This is a genomic window from Nitrosomonas communis, assembly GCF_900114745.1.
Taxonomy (GTDB): Bacteria; Pseudomonadota; Gammaproteobacteria; order Burkholderiales; family Nitrosomonadaceae; genus Nitrosomonas; species Nitrosomonas communis_A.
Genome location: NZ_FOUB01000013.1, coordinates 62,219 through 78,582 on the forward strand (window position 1 = coordinate 62,219; position 16,364 = coordinate 78,582).

The 16,364-nt window shown below is 45.5% G+C and carries 12 protein-coding genes; 9 read left to right on the forward strand and 3 right to left on the reverse strand.

The annotated features are described in order from the left end of the window. The 5 genes from era (at nucleotide 1) to lpdA (ending at nucleotide 4,717) form a co-directional block, all read left to right on the forward strand. On the forward strand, nucleotides 1-891 hold the full coding sequence (era, locus tag BM122_RS07210) for a GTPase Era (protein ID WP_074904761.1): 891 nt from the start codon (nucleotides 1-3) through the stop codon (nucleotides 889-891). Nucleotides 892-991: 100 nt separating this feature from the next. Further along, entirely contained in the window at nucleotides 992-1,717 is a 726-nt protein-coding gene (gene pdxJ, locus BM122_RS07215) for a pyridoxine 5'-phosphate synthase (protein ID WP_074904763.1), read from the forward strand. Further along, nucleotides 1,714-2,094 carry a holo-ACP synthase gene (gene acpS, locus BM122_RS07220; protein WP_074904765.1) on the forward strand — a complete coding sequence of 127 codons (381 nt, stop codon included), beginning with the start codon at nucleotides 1,714-1,716 and terminating at the stop codon, nucleotides 2,092-2,094. Before pdxJ ends, acpS begins: the two co-directional genes overlap by 4 nt. Further along, complete coding sequence (nagZ, locus tag BM122_RS07225; RefSeq protein WP_074904768.1) at nucleotides 2,094-3,140, forward strand: beta-N-acetylhexosaminidase; 1,047 nt, start codon at nucleotides 2,094-2,096, stop codon at nucleotides 3,138-3,140. The genes acpS and nagZ overlap by 1 nt, the downstream gene beginning before the upstream one ends. A 122-nt stretch (nucleotides 3,141-3,262) precedes the next feature. Then, entirely contained in the window at nucleotides 3,263-4,717 is a 1,455-nt protein-coding gene (gene lpdA / locus BM122_RS07230; RefSeq protein WP_074904770.1) for a dihydrolipoyl dehydrogenase, read from the forward strand. A gap of 98 nt (nucleotides 4,718-4,815) precedes the next feature. On the opposite strand, the gene BM122_RS07235 is transcribed toward lpdA, so the two are convergent. Next, nucleotides 4,816-5,316, reverse strand: coding sequence for a hypothetical protein (locus BM122_RS07235; RefSeq protein WP_074904772.1), 501 nt, complete (start codon nucleotides 5,314-5,316; stop codon nucleotides 4,816-4,818). A 148-nt stretch (nucleotides 5,317-5,464) separates the two neighbouring features. Here BM122_RS07235 and BM122_RS07240 point away from each other — a divergent pair, with 148 nt between their 5' ends. After that, nucleotides 5,465-8,188 (forward strand): PD-(D/E)XK nuclease family protein, encoded by a 2,724-nt coding sequence (locus tag BM122_RS07240; RefSeq protein WP_074904774.1) that lies wholly within the window; start codon nucleotides 5,465-5,467, stop codon nucleotides 8,186-8,188. Then, nucleotides 8,185-11,634, forward strand: a complete 3,450-nt coding sequence (locus tag BM122_RS07245) for a UvrD-helicase domain-containing protein (protein ID WP_074904775.1) — start codon at nucleotides 8,185-8,187, stop codon at nucleotides 11,632-11,634. Before BM122_RS07240 ends, BM122_RS07245 begins: the two co-directional genes overlap by 4 nt. 231 nt (nucleotides 11,635-11,865) lie before the next feature. On the opposite strand, the gene BM122_RS07250 is transcribed toward BM122_RS07245, so the two are convergent. Further along, nucleotides 11,866-12,396: a VOC family protein gene (locus BM122_RS07250; RefSeq protein WP_256211940.1), complete on the reverse strand. Its 531-nt coding sequence runs from the start codon at nucleotides 12,394-12,396 to the stop codon at nucleotides 11,866-11,868. 636 nt (nucleotides 12,397-13,032) lie between these two features. Here BM122_RS07250 and BM122_RS07255 point away from each other — a divergent pair. Both BM122_RS07255 and BM122_RS07260 read left to right on the forward strand, forming a co-directional pair. Continuing rightward, on the forward strand, nucleotides 13,033-13,926 hold the full coding sequence (locus tag BM122_RS07255; protein ID WP_074904777.1) for an endonuclease/exonuclease/phosphatase family protein: 894 nt from the start codon (nucleotides 13,033-13,035) through the stop codon (nucleotides 13,924-13,926). Nucleotides 13,927-14,761: 835 nt separating this feature from the next. Then, nucleotides 14,762-14,983 (forward strand): hypothetical protein, encoded by a 222-nt coding sequence (locus BM122_RS07260; RefSeq protein WP_074904779.1) that lies wholly within the window; start codon nucleotides 14,762-14,764, stop codon nucleotides 14,981-14,983. Nucleotides 14,984-15,833: 850 nt separating this feature from the next. Here BM122_RS07260 and BM122_RS07265 read toward each other — a convergent pair. Beyond that, on the reverse strand, nucleotides 15,834-16,364 hold a 531-nt coding region (locus BM122_RS07265; protein WP_143083347.1), incomplete at its 5' end, for a transposase.

Genomic DNA, 16,364 nt, shown 5'->3' on the forward strand with positions numbered 1-16,364 from the left:
ATGGCTTCCCCTCATTTCAGAACTGGTTATGTTGCCATTGTTGGACGTCCTAATGTCGGTAAATCAACTTTACTTAACCATTTAATCCAACAAAAAATCAGCATTACTTCTAAAAAGGCCCAGACCACGCGCCATCGGATCAATGGTATTTTAACTGATGAGCAATCTCAATTTATTTTTGTAGATACACCTGGCTTCCAGACACGCTATAGCAGCCAGCTCAATCAAATAATGAACCGAACGGTCATTCAAAGCATACGCGAAGTCGATATCGTTCTCTTCGTGATCGAAGCAATACGATTTGATGAGCGTGATAAAGGGGTATTAAAACTCTTATCTGCCGATCGACCCGTTATCCTTGTGATCAATAAAGTAGATCAATTGGCTCAAAAAACTCAATTACTTCCATTCATGGAAAGTATGGCTAAGGAATTTAGCTTTGCTGGCATTATTCCAGTCAGTGCGGCGAGAGGAATACAACTGACTGAGCTAATCGATATGGTCCGGCCTTATTTGCCAGAAAACCCGCCTTTGTTTGGCGAAGACGAAATTAGTGATCGCAGTGAGCGCTTTCTTGCAGCTGAGATGATACGTGAGAAATTATTTCGTTTAATGGGTGAAGAAATCCCTTACTCGACTACTGTACGCATAGATCAATTTACAGTAGAAGGCAATTTGCGCAGAATTTTTGCCTGCATTCTAGTGGAAAAATTCAATCAGAAAGCCATCGTCATTGGCAAGAATGGTGAAAAAATTAAAACTGTTGCTACCCAAGCGCGGCAAGATATGGAAAAATTATTTGGCAGCAAGGTCTATCTCGAAGTATGGGTTAAGGTAAAAAATGGCTGGGCTGATGATATCAATACATTGAAGAGTCTAGGGTATGAATAAGATTGAAGAATATAAATGATTAATAAAACCGTACATGCACGAATTGGGTTAACAGTGACTAGAAAGCTTCACAACTTTTGTTTTTAGGTACGTAACCATCATGATTGCTTTGGGTATTAATATTGATCATGTCGCGACATTGCGTCAAGCGCGGGGAACGGCCTATCCAAGTCCAGTGGAAGCAGCATTGGTTGCTGAATCTGCAGGAGCAGATGCGATTACGCTCCACTTGCGTGAAGATCGAAGACATATCCAGGATCGGGATGTGGAAGTTTTGCGCGAGCGACTTCAAACCCGCATGAATCTGGAAAGTGCAGTGACTGATGAGATGATTGCCTTTGCCTGCCGTATCAAACCACATGATGTATGTCTCGTTCCAGAGCGCCGTGAGGAATTGACGACGGAAGGAGGGCTAGATGTGGTGCGACACTTCGAACAGGTGAAACAGGCGTGTAGTAAATTAACGGATGCTGGTATTCGTACATCGTTGTTCATTGATGCAGAGTATGAGCAGATAGATGCTGCAGCAAGAGCAGGTGCGCCGGTAATTGAAATTCATACAGGTCATTATGCCGATGCTAAAAATAATGATATACAACAATGCGAGCTGGAAAAAATTTGCACCGCTGTTGCCTATGGTCTGAGTCGAGGATTAAAAGTCAATGCTGGTCATGGGCTGCATTACCAAAATACCCGGCCAATTGCAGCGATACATGGTCTTTCAGAACTTAACATCGGACACGCGATTGTGTCGCATGCATTATTCGTTGGGTTAGCCCAAGCGGTTAGGGAAATGAAGCAACTCATCCAGGAAGCCAGTCAATGATCTATGGAATCGGTACCGATATCGTCGAGCCTTCCCGTATTGCTCAATCGCTTGAAAAATATGGCGAACGTTTTGCGCGTAGATTGTTAGCCGAGCATGAATGGTCTGATTATATTAAGGATGCTAAGCCAGTGATGTTTTTAGCTAAACGCTTTGCAGCTAAGGAAGCTCTTTCTAAGGCAATGGGTACGGGTTTGCGATCTCCCGTGACATTAAATAATATATCGGTTGCCCATACCCCTCTTGGCAAGCCGTATTTTTGCTTTCATCCTGAATTGGCCGAATTGATCCAGCGCGAAGGAATCATTGGTCATCACCTTTCCCTCAGCGATGAATTGAATTTGGCTAGTGCCTTTGTCATCCTGGAGAAGGCGTGATGTCGCAGGGTCCTGTGATGCTCGATATCGCGAGCACTCAATTATCAGCCGAAGATAAAGCAAGATTACTTCATCCTCTCACGGGGGGCGTTATCTTGTTTACCCGTAATTATGATTCAGTTGAGCAATTGACATCCTTGACCGCCGAGATTCACGCACTCAGAACCCCACCGTTACTCATTGCTGTCGATCATGAAGGTGGCAGGGTACAACGTTTTCGCAAAGATTTTACCCAACTCCCCGCGATGCGCGAGCTGGGAAAGCTATGGGACAAGCATCCCCGTCGGGCGCGTCATCTGGCACAGCAAGCAGGGTATGTGCTGGCAGCTGAATTATCTGCATGCGGTATTGATTTGAGCTTTACTCCAGTACTTGATGTCGATTATGGGCAAAGTAGTGTGATTAGTGATCGCGCTTTCCATCATATCCCGCAGGCCATTGCTGAGCTGGCGCATAGCTTAATGCTGGGGTTGAAATCAGCAGGCATGGTTGCCGTTGGTAAGCATTTCCCTGGGCATGGACATAGTCAGGCAGATACGCATTTTGAGATCGCTGTGGATGACCGTACCTTTGCCGATATCGAGCTGGATGATCTTATTCCATTTCGTCAGATGATTGATTTTGGCGTAGCAGGAATCATGGCAGCCCATGTCATCTACCCCGAAATGGATAGGCATCCTGCTGGGTTCTCCAGCTTCTGGCTAAAAAATATTTTACGCAATAACTTGAGGTTTGATGGCTGTATTTTTAGTGATGATTTGAGCATGCAAGGCACGAGAGGATATGGCAGCATTACTGAGCGTGCTGAGGCAGCATTACAAGCAGGTTGCGATATGGTACTGGTATGCAATAATTTTCAGGCTACTGATCAATTGCTGGAAACGTTGCAATGGGAAATATCTGCTACAAGTGTAGCGCGGTTAGCACGGATGCGTGGACGACGCCATGTGCAATCAATGATAACGCTACATGACGATGCAAATTTCATGCTAGCTGCCAGGGAAATCAATGAAATTGGAATAGACGGTCAGCAATTGCTATTCTAATTGAATCAACCTCAAATGCGCCTTCTTGATAAATTGCCGATGTGTAAGGCATTATCACTGAAAGGAGTTTCTCATGATGAATTTTCCTTCGTTTGTAACGATTCATTTTTATAAGGTGATTCATGACTAAATCTTTCGATGTGGCTGTAATTGGCGCAGGTCCGGGCGGTTATGTGGCGGCTATCCGTTGTGCTCAGTTGGGTCTCAATACTGTTTGTATTGATGAATGGAAAAATGAGCAAGGCGTAGCAAGTCTAGGAGGCACTTGTCTTAACGTGGGGTGTATTCCATCCAAGGCGTTACTGGAGTCTTCCGAGAACTATGCACGTGCTGCGCATAAATTTATTGATCATGGCATTAATCTAGAAGGTTTGTCCATGGATGTGCCGGTGATGATTACGCGCAAAAATAAAATTGTGAAGGCTTTTACCGCTGGTATTGCCATGCTGTTCAAGAAGAATAAGGTGACTTCTTTGCATGGCAGAGGAACTTTGCTTAAGCAAGAGAACGATCTCTGGAAAATTCAGGTAAAGAATAATACCGAGGTCGAAGAAATTCAGGCTGAATACATCATCATCGCAACCGGTTCAACACCTCGCCCATTGCCATTCATCGAAGTAGATAATCATCAAATACTGGATAATAGCGGCGCGCTGGCGCTAACGGAAGTACCAAAACGTCTCGGTGTAATTGGTGCAGGCGTGATTGGCCTCGAGATGGGGAGCGTATGGCGTCGGCTGGGCTCGGAAGTAACTGTGCTGGAAGCGCAGCCAAATTTTCTCATGGCCGCGGATGAACACATTGCAAAGGAAGCACAGAAAATTTTCACGCGTGAGCTCGGTTTAATCATTCAGACGGGCGTCAAGATCAAATCGATCCAGGTTGAGGAGCAGCAGATAGTCGTTAATTATGCTGACGCTAAAGCTGATTCGCAAAAGCTGGAAGTCGATAAATTAATTGTCGCAATTGGCAGAATTCCCAATACAGTTGGTTTGGCTACAGATGAGATTGGGTTAAAAATAAATGAGCAGGGTTATATTGAGGTCGATGAGCACTGCTGCACTAATCTGCCAAAAGTATATGCCGTTGGCGATGTGGTCAGAGGACCTATGCTGGCACATAAAGCTTCAGAAGAAGGCGTGGCTGTGGCAGAAATGATTGCTTCCACTAAGCAAGGTCATGCCAACGAATCTGCTAAAGTTAATCTGGATATTATTCCATGGGTGATTTATACCTCGCCGGAAATCGCCTGGGTAGGAAAAACAGAGCAGGAACTTAAATTAGCCGGTATTGCTTATCGCGCCGGGCAATTTCCATTTATGGCCAATGGGCGCGCACGTGCCCTGGGAGAAGCCAGTGGCTTTGTGAAGGTGCTTGCTGATGCTGACACAGACCGCATCCTGGGCATACATATGATCGGCCCCTATGTTTCTGAAATGATCGCAGAAGCCGTGGTTGCGATGGAATTTGCTGCCAGTAGTGAAGATATTGCACGCATCATTCATGCGCATCCTTCATTATCTGAGGTATTACATGAAGCGGCTTTAGCGGTAGATAAACGTGCGTTGCATATCTAATAATCAACTAAGCTAGTCAATTAACTAGCCAATTATAGTGCTGGATAATAATAGCTTCCCCACATTGCCAAAAAGAACACAATGTGGGGTATCTGGTATTAATATTTTACACACTGAGCTCTATCAGGATTGACAGCGCAAGACCAGGTTGTCTGGCGGATACCGGCTGCTTTATTGAATAGGAACTCAACTTTTTGTTGTTTGAGCTGCTCGGGTGTGGGCGTCACTTTTTCAGGTATGAAGCGTTCCTGAGTCCAGAATCTTATCCGGCAGAATTCAGTTGCTTTGCCACAAATTTGAGTGATGGCAGCGCTATAGACCGTCTTATCCATTTCTTTATCCAGATCTACCAGTACCATATGCACAAATTTACCTGAAGTTCCCATTTCCAAAACGCGGACAACTCGCCACCCTAAGCCGCTTGGCAACGATTCAGTTGCTTTTGGAGAAGCAGCTTCTTGAGAGGATGAAGCAGCTTCTTGGGAGGGTGAAGAAGCTTCTTGAGAAGTTTCTGCTGATTCTGCTTCCTCAGATTGTGCCTGAGCTGTCCAGAGTAACATCATGGCAAGAAACATACTGCCGATTAATTTTTTATTCATTCGTTCTCCTGATATCCTTCTTTCTCTTCTAAATAAAAGTATTTCTGTTTCTGATTCGCAATTCTACCTATTTCAATTAGATATGAACAGTCAACAGATGATGGTAAAGTTTTGCCTAAAGAAGTAGTAGAGGAGTAATCTGGAGCACATGAAATTATATCAATCTAATCTACAGCTAGCGGATAGCGAGGACATCCTCATTAAATTGAGTCAGGGCATTACCGTAATTACCGGAAACCAGCGACTAGCTCATGTGTTTCGTCAGCATTTTGATCAGGCAACTATCCTTAAGGGCGCGAAAGTGTGGGCGACACCGGACATTCTACCATGGCATGGTTGGCTACAGCGTCTCTGGGAGGAGTCGTTGATTTCTGGAGAAATCCCTGAAGCCGGACAACTGCTCGCGCCGCAGCAAGAACGCGCTCTTTGGCAAGAGCTGCTTAGCTCAGATTTGCCATTCCAGCCTATGAGCAAAACTGCCTTGCAGGTACAAAAAGCCTGGCAATTACTGTGGGAATGGCATTTGCCGCAAAACGAGTCAATTTTCCAGTATAACGATGACAGCAGGTTATTCTGGAAGTGGCAGTTGCTATTTCAACGTACCTGTCAACAAAAAGGTTGGCTATCTGCGAGCTGCTTACCAGACAAGCTCCAGCAATATTTTGCACAGGGAACATTGCTACCACCAGATGAATTAGTACTCATCGGTTTTGATGAACTGAACCCTCAGCAATTAGCTTTGCTGGAAATACTCAATCGATCAGGCTGCCATGTGCAGTGGTTACAACTAAAACCAAAAATCAGCCAGATTGCACAGCTAACCTGTACCGATCGTCGGCAGGAAGCAAGACTCATGGCGCGATGGGTTCGGCAGAGACTGGAAGGCAATCCAGCGGCACAAATAGGTATTGTAGCGCCAGACTTGTCTGCCATGCGGGAAATTATCGTGCACGCATTGGATGAAATCCTGATACCCTCGACCTTTCATCCAGGTTATCAACAACAGGAACGTCCCTACAATATCTCACTTGGGAAGCCATTGGCTACATTTCCACTGGTTACGACAGCATTGAAGCTGCTTGATCTGTTGAAGCCCGCGATCAGTTTATCAGATATCAGCCAATTACTTCATTCACCTTTTATTGGCGGGTGGGAGCAGGAGTCGAGCGCACGCGCCTTGCTCGATGTCCAATTGCGTGAAACAGGTGAGCCCAGCATATCGATTGGCACCTTAGCGTATTATGCTTCATACGCCAGTCGCAGCTATATCTGTCCGGTGCTGGCGAAAAAGCTCGAGACGCTGAAAGGATGGCTGCCAACCTGCTCACGTAGAGAGCAACCCGAGCAATGGGTACGGCATTTTGACCACTTGCTCAAGACGATTGGTTGGCTGGAGGGTTATTCCTTATCAAGTGAAGAGTATCAGACTTTGGAAGCATGGCGTGCGTTATTAGCAGAATTGGCTATGCTCGATTGGGTAAGGGGGGAGATCTCATTATCTGATGCGTTAAGCCAGCTTTGGCAGATGGCGAGAGAGCGTATTTTTCAACCTCAGACAGGTGTTGCCCCGGTTCAAGTACTCGGGCCACTCGAAGCACATAGCCTCCAGTTTGATTATTTATGGATGATGGGGTTACATGATGGCATCTGGCCTGCATCGCCGCAGCCTAATCCTTTTATACCCTTGCCGTTACAGCGCACCCATAAATTACCGCATTCAAGTGAACAGCGTGAGTTATTAGTAACACGGTTGTTCATGCAACGCATTGTGACGAGTGCTGATCAGGTCGTTCTAAGCTATCCGCAGCGTAATGGCGACGAGGAGTTACGTGCTAGTCCTTTGATCAAGGATTATCCCTCTTTGGCAATCAGTGCATTGTTAGCGAGTAATATGGCCTCATGGCGTGAAATGATTCATAATCATCTTCAGTTGAGTGAACTATTATACGATCCTGCTCCTATGCTGGAGCAGGCAGCGACCAAAGGTGGCAGTTACATTTTCAAGCTGCAGGCAGCCTGCCCTTTTCGCGCATTTGCAGAACTGCGGTTGGGCGCCCGGCCGTTTGGGCAAATTCAATTCGGCTTGAGCGCCATGACTCGCGGCAATGTTTTACATCGAATCATGGAGAAAGTGTGGGATAAACTTGATTCACATGAACAGCTGGTAGCATTACCGGATACTGCGTTGAATGAACTCGTATTGGATCAGGTTCATGAAGTCATAGACATGACGGCTCCCCATTATCCGCAAACATTTAGCCAACGTTTCCGCGAAATGGAAATCAAGCGGTTGCATCGGCATATAATGGCATGGCTAGAGTTAGAAAAAGAACGTTTACCGTTTCGCGTTATTGCCAGAGAAAGAAAATATGAATTGACGGTGGGAAGACTCAGCATTCAGCTTAAAATTGATCGCATCGATGAGATTGAATCGGGTCATCAATTGGTCATAGATTATAAAACAGGCCGGGCAAAAGCCAGTCAATGGTTTGGCGATCCCCCCGATGAACCGCAACTGCCGCTATATAGCTTAGTTTTTCCCGATGATCTCGCAGGCATAGCCTTTGCCCAAATACGAGCTGGGCGGATGGCATTCAGCGGAATCACGATTGAAGAGGGCATCTTGCCTGAGGTGAAATCATACGAAAAATTTAGTCAGAGCCGTGAGGTTGGCGACTGGTCTCAACTACTGAATCATTGGCGAGTAGCCTTGGAAAGGCTAAGCGACAATTTTTGTCGTGGAGAAGCTGCCGTTAATCCCAAGCAATACCCTGCCACTTGCGCCTATTGCACATTGCAGCCGTTATGCCGTATCACTGAATTAGCCCTGTTAGGTGAGGTGAATATCGAAGAAGGGGAGAATGAGGGATGACAATGCTGCCAGGTGTAGCTGATCAGGCTGAGCGGCTGCGAGCGCTTGATCCGCAACACTCCTTTATTGTGCAAGCACCCGCTGGCTCAGGTAAAACCGGTTTATTGACCCAGCGCTTTCTGGTACTGCTGGAAAGAGTCGATTCGCCGGAAGAAATCGTGGCGATTACCTTTACCCGCAAGGCAGCGAGTGAAATGCGGCAACGGATTCTGCAGGCGCTAACGGATGCTCAAAATCCGCTACCCCCGCAGGATCAGTATGCACATCAAACTTGGCAGCTGGCCCAGCGCGTACTGGCGCATGATCGGGCGAATGATTGGCAATTACTGGAAAATCCTGCCCGTTTACGCATCCAGACGATCGATTCGTTATGCGCCAGACTGGTTAGCCAAATGCCTATTCTTTCCAAATTAGGTGCGTTACCGTCCATTGCTGAGGATGCAACAGAACTTTATCAACAGGCGGCCAGGCAAACGATTGAAGCAGTGGAAGCGGGGGATGAGTGGTCGCATGCGATTGCTCATTTGATTGAACATTTGGATAACCAACTCGACAAACTGCAGCAACTGCTTGCCAGCATGCTCGCGCGCCGTGATCAGTGGTTGTCTTTTCTTGCCGATCCCAATCATGCAGGACTCATGCGTGATCAGCTGGAAGGCGCATTGGCTGAGCTTGTGATCGATGCCTTGCGGCAATTGGTCGATCATATTCCGGCAAGGTGTAAGGAGGAAATGGTGACATTGGCAAGATTTGCTGCCAATCAGCTTGAAAGTGAAAAGAGCGCTTCTCCCATTACGCATTGCCAGAACATGCACACGTTACCAAGTCCGCAAATTGACGATCTAGCGCAATGGAAAGGGTTGGCTACCTTGCTACTGACGAGTAAGGGAGAAATACGAAAGAGAGTCAATAAAAATGAAGGTTTTCCTCCCGCCCAAGGAAAACATCCAGAAGAAAAAGCACGCTATCGAGAAATGAAGCAGCGCATGGAAGCCTTGCTGGAAGCACTGGCGGCTGAAAGTAAATTTAGTCAGCACCTGGCACAGCTGCGAGAGCTTCCTCCCTGTCAATACCAAGAAGGAGAGTGGGAGACGTTGCAAGCATTATTCAAATTGCTTAGATTGACAGCAGGCTATCTGGAAATTACTTTTCGGCAAATGGGGCAGGTTGATTTCCCGGCGCTGACCCTGGCTGCAATTCAGGCGCTGGGAGAACCTGATGCCCCGACCGATCTAGCCTTGGCGCTGGACTATCGTATCCAGCATTTGCTGGTAGATGAATTTCAGGATACCTCGTTCAACCAGGCAGAATTGCTGGCGCGATTGACCGCCGGTTGGCAAGTAAACGATGGGCGCACATTATTTCTGGTGGGTGATCCGATGCAGTCCATCTATCGATTCCGACAAGCCGAGGTCGGGCTATTTCTCGAAATTCGTGATCGTGGAGCGTTTGGTCAGATTCCCCTGGAATTCCTACGCTTATCGGTCAATTTCCGTTCTCAGCAAGGCATCGTCAATTGGATCAATCAGCATTTCCCTCTTGTTCTGCCAGAGACGGATGACATGACTTTGAGTGCCGTTTCTTATGCGCCCTCAGTCGCCTTTCATACGAATTCAGCCAAAGAGCCAGTGATTTTTTATCCCTCGCTGCAACGCGATGGTTTTGCTGAAGCGCAACAAGTTGTATCGATAGTGCAGCAGGCTAAAGCTACCTTCCCGAATGGGACGACTGCCATTCTAGTGCGCAACCGTAGCCATCTTATGCAGATCATCGTGCACCTGAAACGGGCAGGATTGTCCTTTCAAGCGGTCGAAATCGAGCAGCTTACCCATCGTCCTGTGGTTCAGGACTTACTCGCGTTAACCCGCGCCTTACTGCACCATGGCGATCGCATTGCCTGGTTGGCGCTATTGCGCGCACCTTGGTGCGGATTGACTCTGCAGGACTTGTATATGTTGGTGGGTGAGGATTGGCAGACAACCATCATTGACCAGCTGCGGCATGCTTCCCGACTTGTGCAACTCAGTGAAGACGGCCAACAGCGACTGAGCCGTGTATTGCCTATCCTTGAGAGCGCGATTGCTCAGCAGACAAAACGCTCGTTGCGTAGAAATGTAGAAGGGACCTGGCTTGCCCTGGGCGGGCCCGCCTGTGTGACAGATAAAACTGATCTGGATGATGCGGAAGTTTATTTTCAATTGCTGGAAAAGCTGGAGGAGGCAGGTCAACTGCCGGATATTGAAATCCTCAGTGAGCATGTGGGGCAGCTCTATGCTTTGCCCGATGTGGCGGCTGATAATTCGTTACAACTGATGACCATTCATAAAGCGAAAGGGCTGGAATTTGATACAGTGATCCTACCCGGCCTGGGCCACAGAGGTAAAAATGATGAAGCCAGATTACTGTACTGGATGAAACATCAATTTAAATCAGGTGAACCAGCACTGCTGCTGGCACCGATCAATGCGGTGGGTGATGAGGCCAATCCGATTACTACTTACTTACGCAAATTAGATCAAGTAAAAGGTGATTGGGAAGATGGTCGTTTGCTCTACGTTGCAGCCACGCGCGCCAAACATCAACTGCATCTGTTTGGACATGTAAATCAGCCGGTGCTGCCCGACAACATGGAAATCCAGCAACCCCCAGCGAACAGCTTGCTGGCACGGTTATGGCCGGCTGCTGCTGCCCATTTTCAGGCTTTGTTGCAGGAAGCGAACACGCTGACGAAAGAAGCAGCGGAAAATACCGCACAAGAAGTCGTTACCCAAGCGCCGTTTAACTCCAGCAAGCGATTGCGGTTAGCGACTGAGTGGAGCCTGCCTGCACCGCCCGAGGCTATTAAAGTGACCATTGCTGCTGCTTATTATAACCCCGAAGAATCGATTGAATTTGATTGGACGAGCGAAACTGCCCGGCAGGTCGGTACAGTGATCCATCGATTACTACAGCATATCGGCAATATTGGTATCGAACATTTTGCGCAGCAGGATGTATCTCCCTTGGAGCGCGCGGGTCGCGCATTATTGCTACAAATGGGTGTCACGCAGAACCATTTTGAGCAGGCACTAACACAACTGTCCACCGCACTTAAGAGGTTATGGCAGGACGAAAGAGCGCGCTGGATTCTAAGCGGCCAACATGCTGAGGCACGTTGTGAATGGGCGTTGAGCGGTATGCGCAAAGATGGAATCGATCATATCGTCATAGACAGAACTTTTATCGATACAACGGGAACTCGCTGGATTATTGATTATAAAACAGGTATTCACAAGGGGGGAGATATCGAAGCCTTTCTCGATAATGAGCAGCTGCGCTATCGTCCGCAACTGGAACGCTACGCCAATTTGTTGCAACAGATGGAGGAACAACGACCCATTCGCCTGGGGTTGTATTTTACGTTGCTTGGGCAATGGCGAGAATGGACATTTGTAGTAAATGAATAAAATGGGAGAATCTCATTGCATAGAACAATCGATAGCAGTACACGAGATCGTCGCAATGCTAATGAAAGAAACCTGTATTGATGACCTGAATTTGACCCAAGCTAGGTAGTGAGATAGTAAAAATCCAATTTTAACGCAGATAATGCTGGCGATAAGCTACGCAGTGTAATTCCCGTTCATTGGAACGACCTGTTAGTCGCCTTTCTGTTTTCTTCTTATTCCATTTCCAAATCAAAAATGACGCGAAGGCGAGCCGCAGACAGTATAAATAATATGGCAAGGTGAAGCCGACAAAATCAGTTTTGATTTAGAAATGGAATTATTTTCGTCATATGCCTTTTGTAAAGTAGCGATGTCAAATTTCTTCATCTTGAGAAATGTTTGAGTGAGACGCGCCAACTTCGCAGGGTCTTTTGATTGCATCATTTCATCCATAACAGTAGGAACGATCTGCCAGGACAAGCCATATGTATCCTTAAGCCAACCACACTCGACTTCTTGTCCGCCTTCGCTGGTAAGTCTTTGCCAGTAGAAATCAATTTCTTCCTGCGTATCACACTTGACAACAAACAATATCGACTCGTTGAATTTGAAAAGCGGACCTGCGCTGATCGCCATGAACTCTTGTCCAAAAAGCTCGAAGGTTACGACTTCTACTGTTCCCGAAGGCATATCGTGAAGCGTTGTAGTGCTCTTGATCCGAGCGTTCTTGAAAACAGACGTGTAAAACTCGGCAGCTTTTTTAGCTCCTTGTCGAACCATAGATGTGGAACGATCTTCTGCTTAATAGTTGCTATGATATTTTCCCTCATAAAGGAAACAAGTAATTTGAGTTTCAGACACGATGACAGCACTAGCTGCTTAATATTGTTTAACCAGACACTTTCGACTGCTCAACAAATCTTGCTATCAAGACGAGGAATTGCGACCATGGAGCTCTTTTACTTTAGCATCTTTTTGCAGCATCTGAAATAAACATTATCTTTCCATGATATAAGGCAATTACCCACAGCCTTATCCACGAAAATTGTGGATAATAAAATTTAGACTTATCCCCATTTAATTATTCCAATTGTATGCGCTTGCATTATTGCCTGCTTATTTGATCTCTCTTAGCATCATCAAGCAACCCAACTGGCTTGTTTTGGTGCATTGCTGCTACTCTGCTGCAGGTATCGATCATAAAATTTGGGTCAAACTATAAGTTCCTCTAGCCTAAGTTATTGGACAAACTTAATCTTTTTTCCGTGTTATTCCATTTTCAAATAAAAAACGGCGCGAACGCGAGCCGCAGACAGTCTAATTAGTACGAGAAGGAGAAACCGACAAAGTCAGTTTTGATTTAGAAATGGAACCAACCCCCCCCGCTCAATTTTAATCATGGGATAGGAAGAAATCATGAGAATTGCAACATTCAACTGCGAAAACCTTTTTGCCCGCTATAAATTCCGAAATAACTTTAACCCAAGGGAGGACGATGGATTTACCCTCAACACGCTAGCATTTGAGATTTATGACGAAACTGCAAAACAAATTACTGCCGAAGCAATTCGAGAAATCAATGCTGAGGTCATTGCATTACAGGAAGTAGAAAGCCTGCCAGTTTTAGATCGTTTCAATTTAAGATACCTAGGTGGTATGCACTATAGACATCGTGTCGTGATTGATAGCCATGATGCAAGAAGGATTAATGTTGCTTTACTAAGCAAATATCCCTTAACATCGATTAGATCATATCGGCATGAAAGGAATGCAGCTAACACTGCACCACTTTTCTCACGTGACTGCCTCGAAATTCATGTTGATATTAATGGCAAAGAGTTGATTCTTTATGTGAATCATTTCAAATCTATGGTAGGTGGGCGCGATGCAACCAGAGTAATACGTACCGAGCAGGCTCAACGGATAGCAGAAATAATATCCGAGCAATGGCATCAAGCGGGGTATGAGGGTAACTATATTGTCCTTGGTGATCTTAACGATTACCCAAGTCATGATACTTCACTTCACGCACTGCTTGCCCATGAGGGTCTGGTAAATGTGATAGACCGACTTCCCAAAGAAGATCAGTGGACGCATTTCTATGCTGGTGGTAATGAATATCGCCAGTTAGATTATCTTCTCTTATCTTCATCGCTGGCCAGTCATAACCCTTCTTATCCGCAAATCATGAGAATGGGGGTGCCTTATCGGGCAGAACGCTATTCCGGTCAAAGATTTTCCCATGTGGGTGAAGACCATCCCAAAGCATCAGATCACGCACCCTTGTTTATGGATATCGAGCTTGATTGACGCATGGTTCAAATGAATGATTGTTTGAGTGAGTAAAAAATGATGAGCAACGGGTAAGCTGACTTTCATTTGGTAACGCGAGCAACTCAAGCTGCCCTCACGATAATACCCATCATTTACTCAAAGCAGCACAATAACAGGGGCCGGTGTATCCATTACAACGACATAGAACATGAGCATCTCTACCAGAAATTCTTCTTGATTAATTCCGTAGTGCAAGGTATTAGCTACCTCAATAGATAGAGGTTCTTTGCTTGCATCAGAGTTTGAATTTTGCTGCCCATCATGCTGCCAATGTGTAAATTTCGTGCATTACAGCCTGAAAAATTCAAATGGCATTTACATGTGCTCTGGTCTGCAATCTATTTTTGTAAACGTTATACGAGGATAATCTAGATGAACTACAAGGTCTGTTAGATTCATACTTTTTGCCTATTTTTGAGGCACTTTGAATAAATGTTATACCTTCTTAACATAATGTAGTTATCCACAATCTTATCCCCGGAGAATGTGGATACCAATTCTGAATAAATAACATCAAAATGTGTTTTCTATACCCAGTCGGGCTATTTCACTTTATCTGCTATTATTGCTACCTTTCTGCTTATGGCTGCCTACGTGTTTACACGTATTTTATCAACCAAGGTAACTCGATAAACTGTTGAGGTACTAAATATTAATAAAGAATATTTATTTTTCCTAATGACATGTGCTAATCGACAGGTGGAAGTGAATGGGTAGCACCAGAAGTTGAGCGACAGAAAGCGAATATGCTCATTCTCACGGTTGAGGCCGAGCTCACCTGAACGACATCTCACTTACGGAGGAGGCAATCATGATGCACAAACTACTCAGGTTAATCGTTATATTGCTGGCGCTAAGCCCCCTTACTGGCTGCTGGCTGTTGGCTGGCGCTGGCGCGGCCGGGGGTGCCTATGAGTACAAGCATAAGGATCAGCTGGATAAGTTGGAAGCAGACTTCAAAGCAGGTAATATCTCCCGCGAAGAGTATCTAAAGCGGAAAAAGGAGATTGAGAAGGGCTCGCTTCTCTATTGATGTGGCCACCGGCTATGTTCTCCGCGATTTGCCTTATGCGCACGAGATCGCAGAAGATATAAGCCTGAGAGATCTCCACAAATATGTGCTGTTTTAACTAATTAGTGAAATTTAGAGCAAAAAGTAACTAACATACAGTGGCATTAACTACGACGGGGATCAGTAAGTTAACCTGAATTCAATTGATTTTCTAGCAGGCAGTTTAAAAAAGTATCCGAAGCAGTCGATGATAGACAAAACAGCGGAAACATAACTAGTCTTTCAGCGAACTGCTGGGCGAAATAAAAAAGCCCGGGGAGTGACTGGTGTGACTCTCCGGGTTAGAAAGGAGCATCAAAGTGAGTTTCTTTTATTTATTTTCGGCCAAAATTACAAATTCTTTAGCCTCTTTTTAAAGCACTCGGAATAAACATTATGCTTCTGTGACATAAAGCAGTTACCCACAGCCTTATCCACGAAATTTGTGGATAATCCGTATGAATTTAGAAAAACGAGTAGATCATTCCAATAAATCTTTTACTGTTTGCAGTAAATTTGTCGACCCGCTCATTCTATTTCCAAGTCTAGCCTGACTTTATAGGCTTTTCCTTGCCATAATATTAGAGATTGTTTGCGGATGTTTTGGTAAATGCTACGTTGATTTGAATCAACCAATAGCGATAGAGCAATAGTCTATCAATTCATTCAGCTAATCAGTACTCTCCAAATTCCACAAATGATTGGGGTGGCTATTTCTGTTTGTGAGGAATGTGGTTGAGTAATGAAGGAATAAATTAAAAGCTGAAATTCTCTGAATATGAGGTGGGATAATAAATAACTCAAGTTTCGGGATTCAAAATCGAATAAAATTTCACTGATCCCTCCTATCTAAGGCTTCTTGCTGCAAGGTAAGATGATCTAATTGCAGAGCTTGCACAAAGAATTGATTTATGTGCGCCTCAATTGCTTCCATTATCTGTTCAACGGAACAACCAAGCTGGTGCTTGATGCCTGACAAGCCATCATGGATCAGTGCCCGAAACAGCAACCATAGTTGTTTTGCGAAACTCAAGTTCATGAGTCCTTCGACTAATTTATCTCTCACCTCGCTTACCTGCCATCCGCCAGCTTCCTGCTTAGCGAAGACCAGCATGCAAAAACGTATGTCAGCCAGATGAATCGACGCAATATGAGAAGCATAACTACTGGTTTGCTCCTTCAACAGACCAAGGTGACGTTTGCTTTCCTTGAAGTAAACCTCAATACCCCACCGTAATGCATAGATTTCCAGCATACGGCTTGCTTCTATTGTGGTATCCGTAGTAGTGATAAACAATGCCCAATCATGTTTACCAAGTGTTGCTGCATGATCTCCTGTGGTTCCTTTAACAAAGAGCAGCCG

Coding starts and splice junctions, on each gene's coding strand:
- era (WP_074904761.1), top strand. CDS start 1: ATGGCTTCCCCTCATTTCAGAACTGGTTATGTTGCCATTGTTGGACGT.
- pdxJ (WP_074904763.1), top strand. CDS start 992: ATGATTGCTTTGGGTATTAATATTGATCATGTCGCGACATTGCGTCAA.
- acpS (WP_074904765.1), top strand. CDS start 1,714: ATGATCTATGGAATCGGTACCGATATCGTCGAGCCTTCCCGTATTGCT.
- nagZ (WP_074904768.1), top strand. CDS start 2,094: ATGTCGCAGGGTCCTGTGATGCTCGATATCGCGAGCACTCAATTATCA.
- lpdA (WP_074904770.1), top strand. CDS start 3,263: ATGACTAAATCTTTCGATGTGGCTGTAATTGGCGCAGGTCCGGGCGGT.
- BM122_RS07235 (WP_074904772.1), bottom strand. CDS start 5,316: ATGAATAAAAAATTAATCGGCAGTATGTTTCTTGCCATGATGTTACTC.
- BM122_RS07240 (WP_074904774.1), top strand. CDS start 5,465: ATGAAATTATATCAATCTAATCTACAGCTAGCGGATAGCGAGGACATC.
- BM122_RS07245 (WP_074904775.1), top strand. CDS start 8,185: ATGACAATGCTGCCAGGTGTAGCTGATCAGGCTGAGCGGCTGCGAGCG.
- BM122_RS07250 (WP_256211940.1), bottom strand. CDS start 12,396: ATGGTTCGACAAGGAGCTAAAAAAGCTGCCGAGTTTTACACGTCTGTT.
- BM122_RS07255 (WP_074904777.1), top strand. CDS start 13,033: ATGAGAATTGCAACATTCAACTGCGAAAACCTTTTTGCCCGCTATAAA.
- BM122_RS07260 (WP_074904779.1), top strand. CDS start 14,762: ATGATGCACAAACTACTCAGGTTAATCGTTATATTGCTGGCGCTAAGC.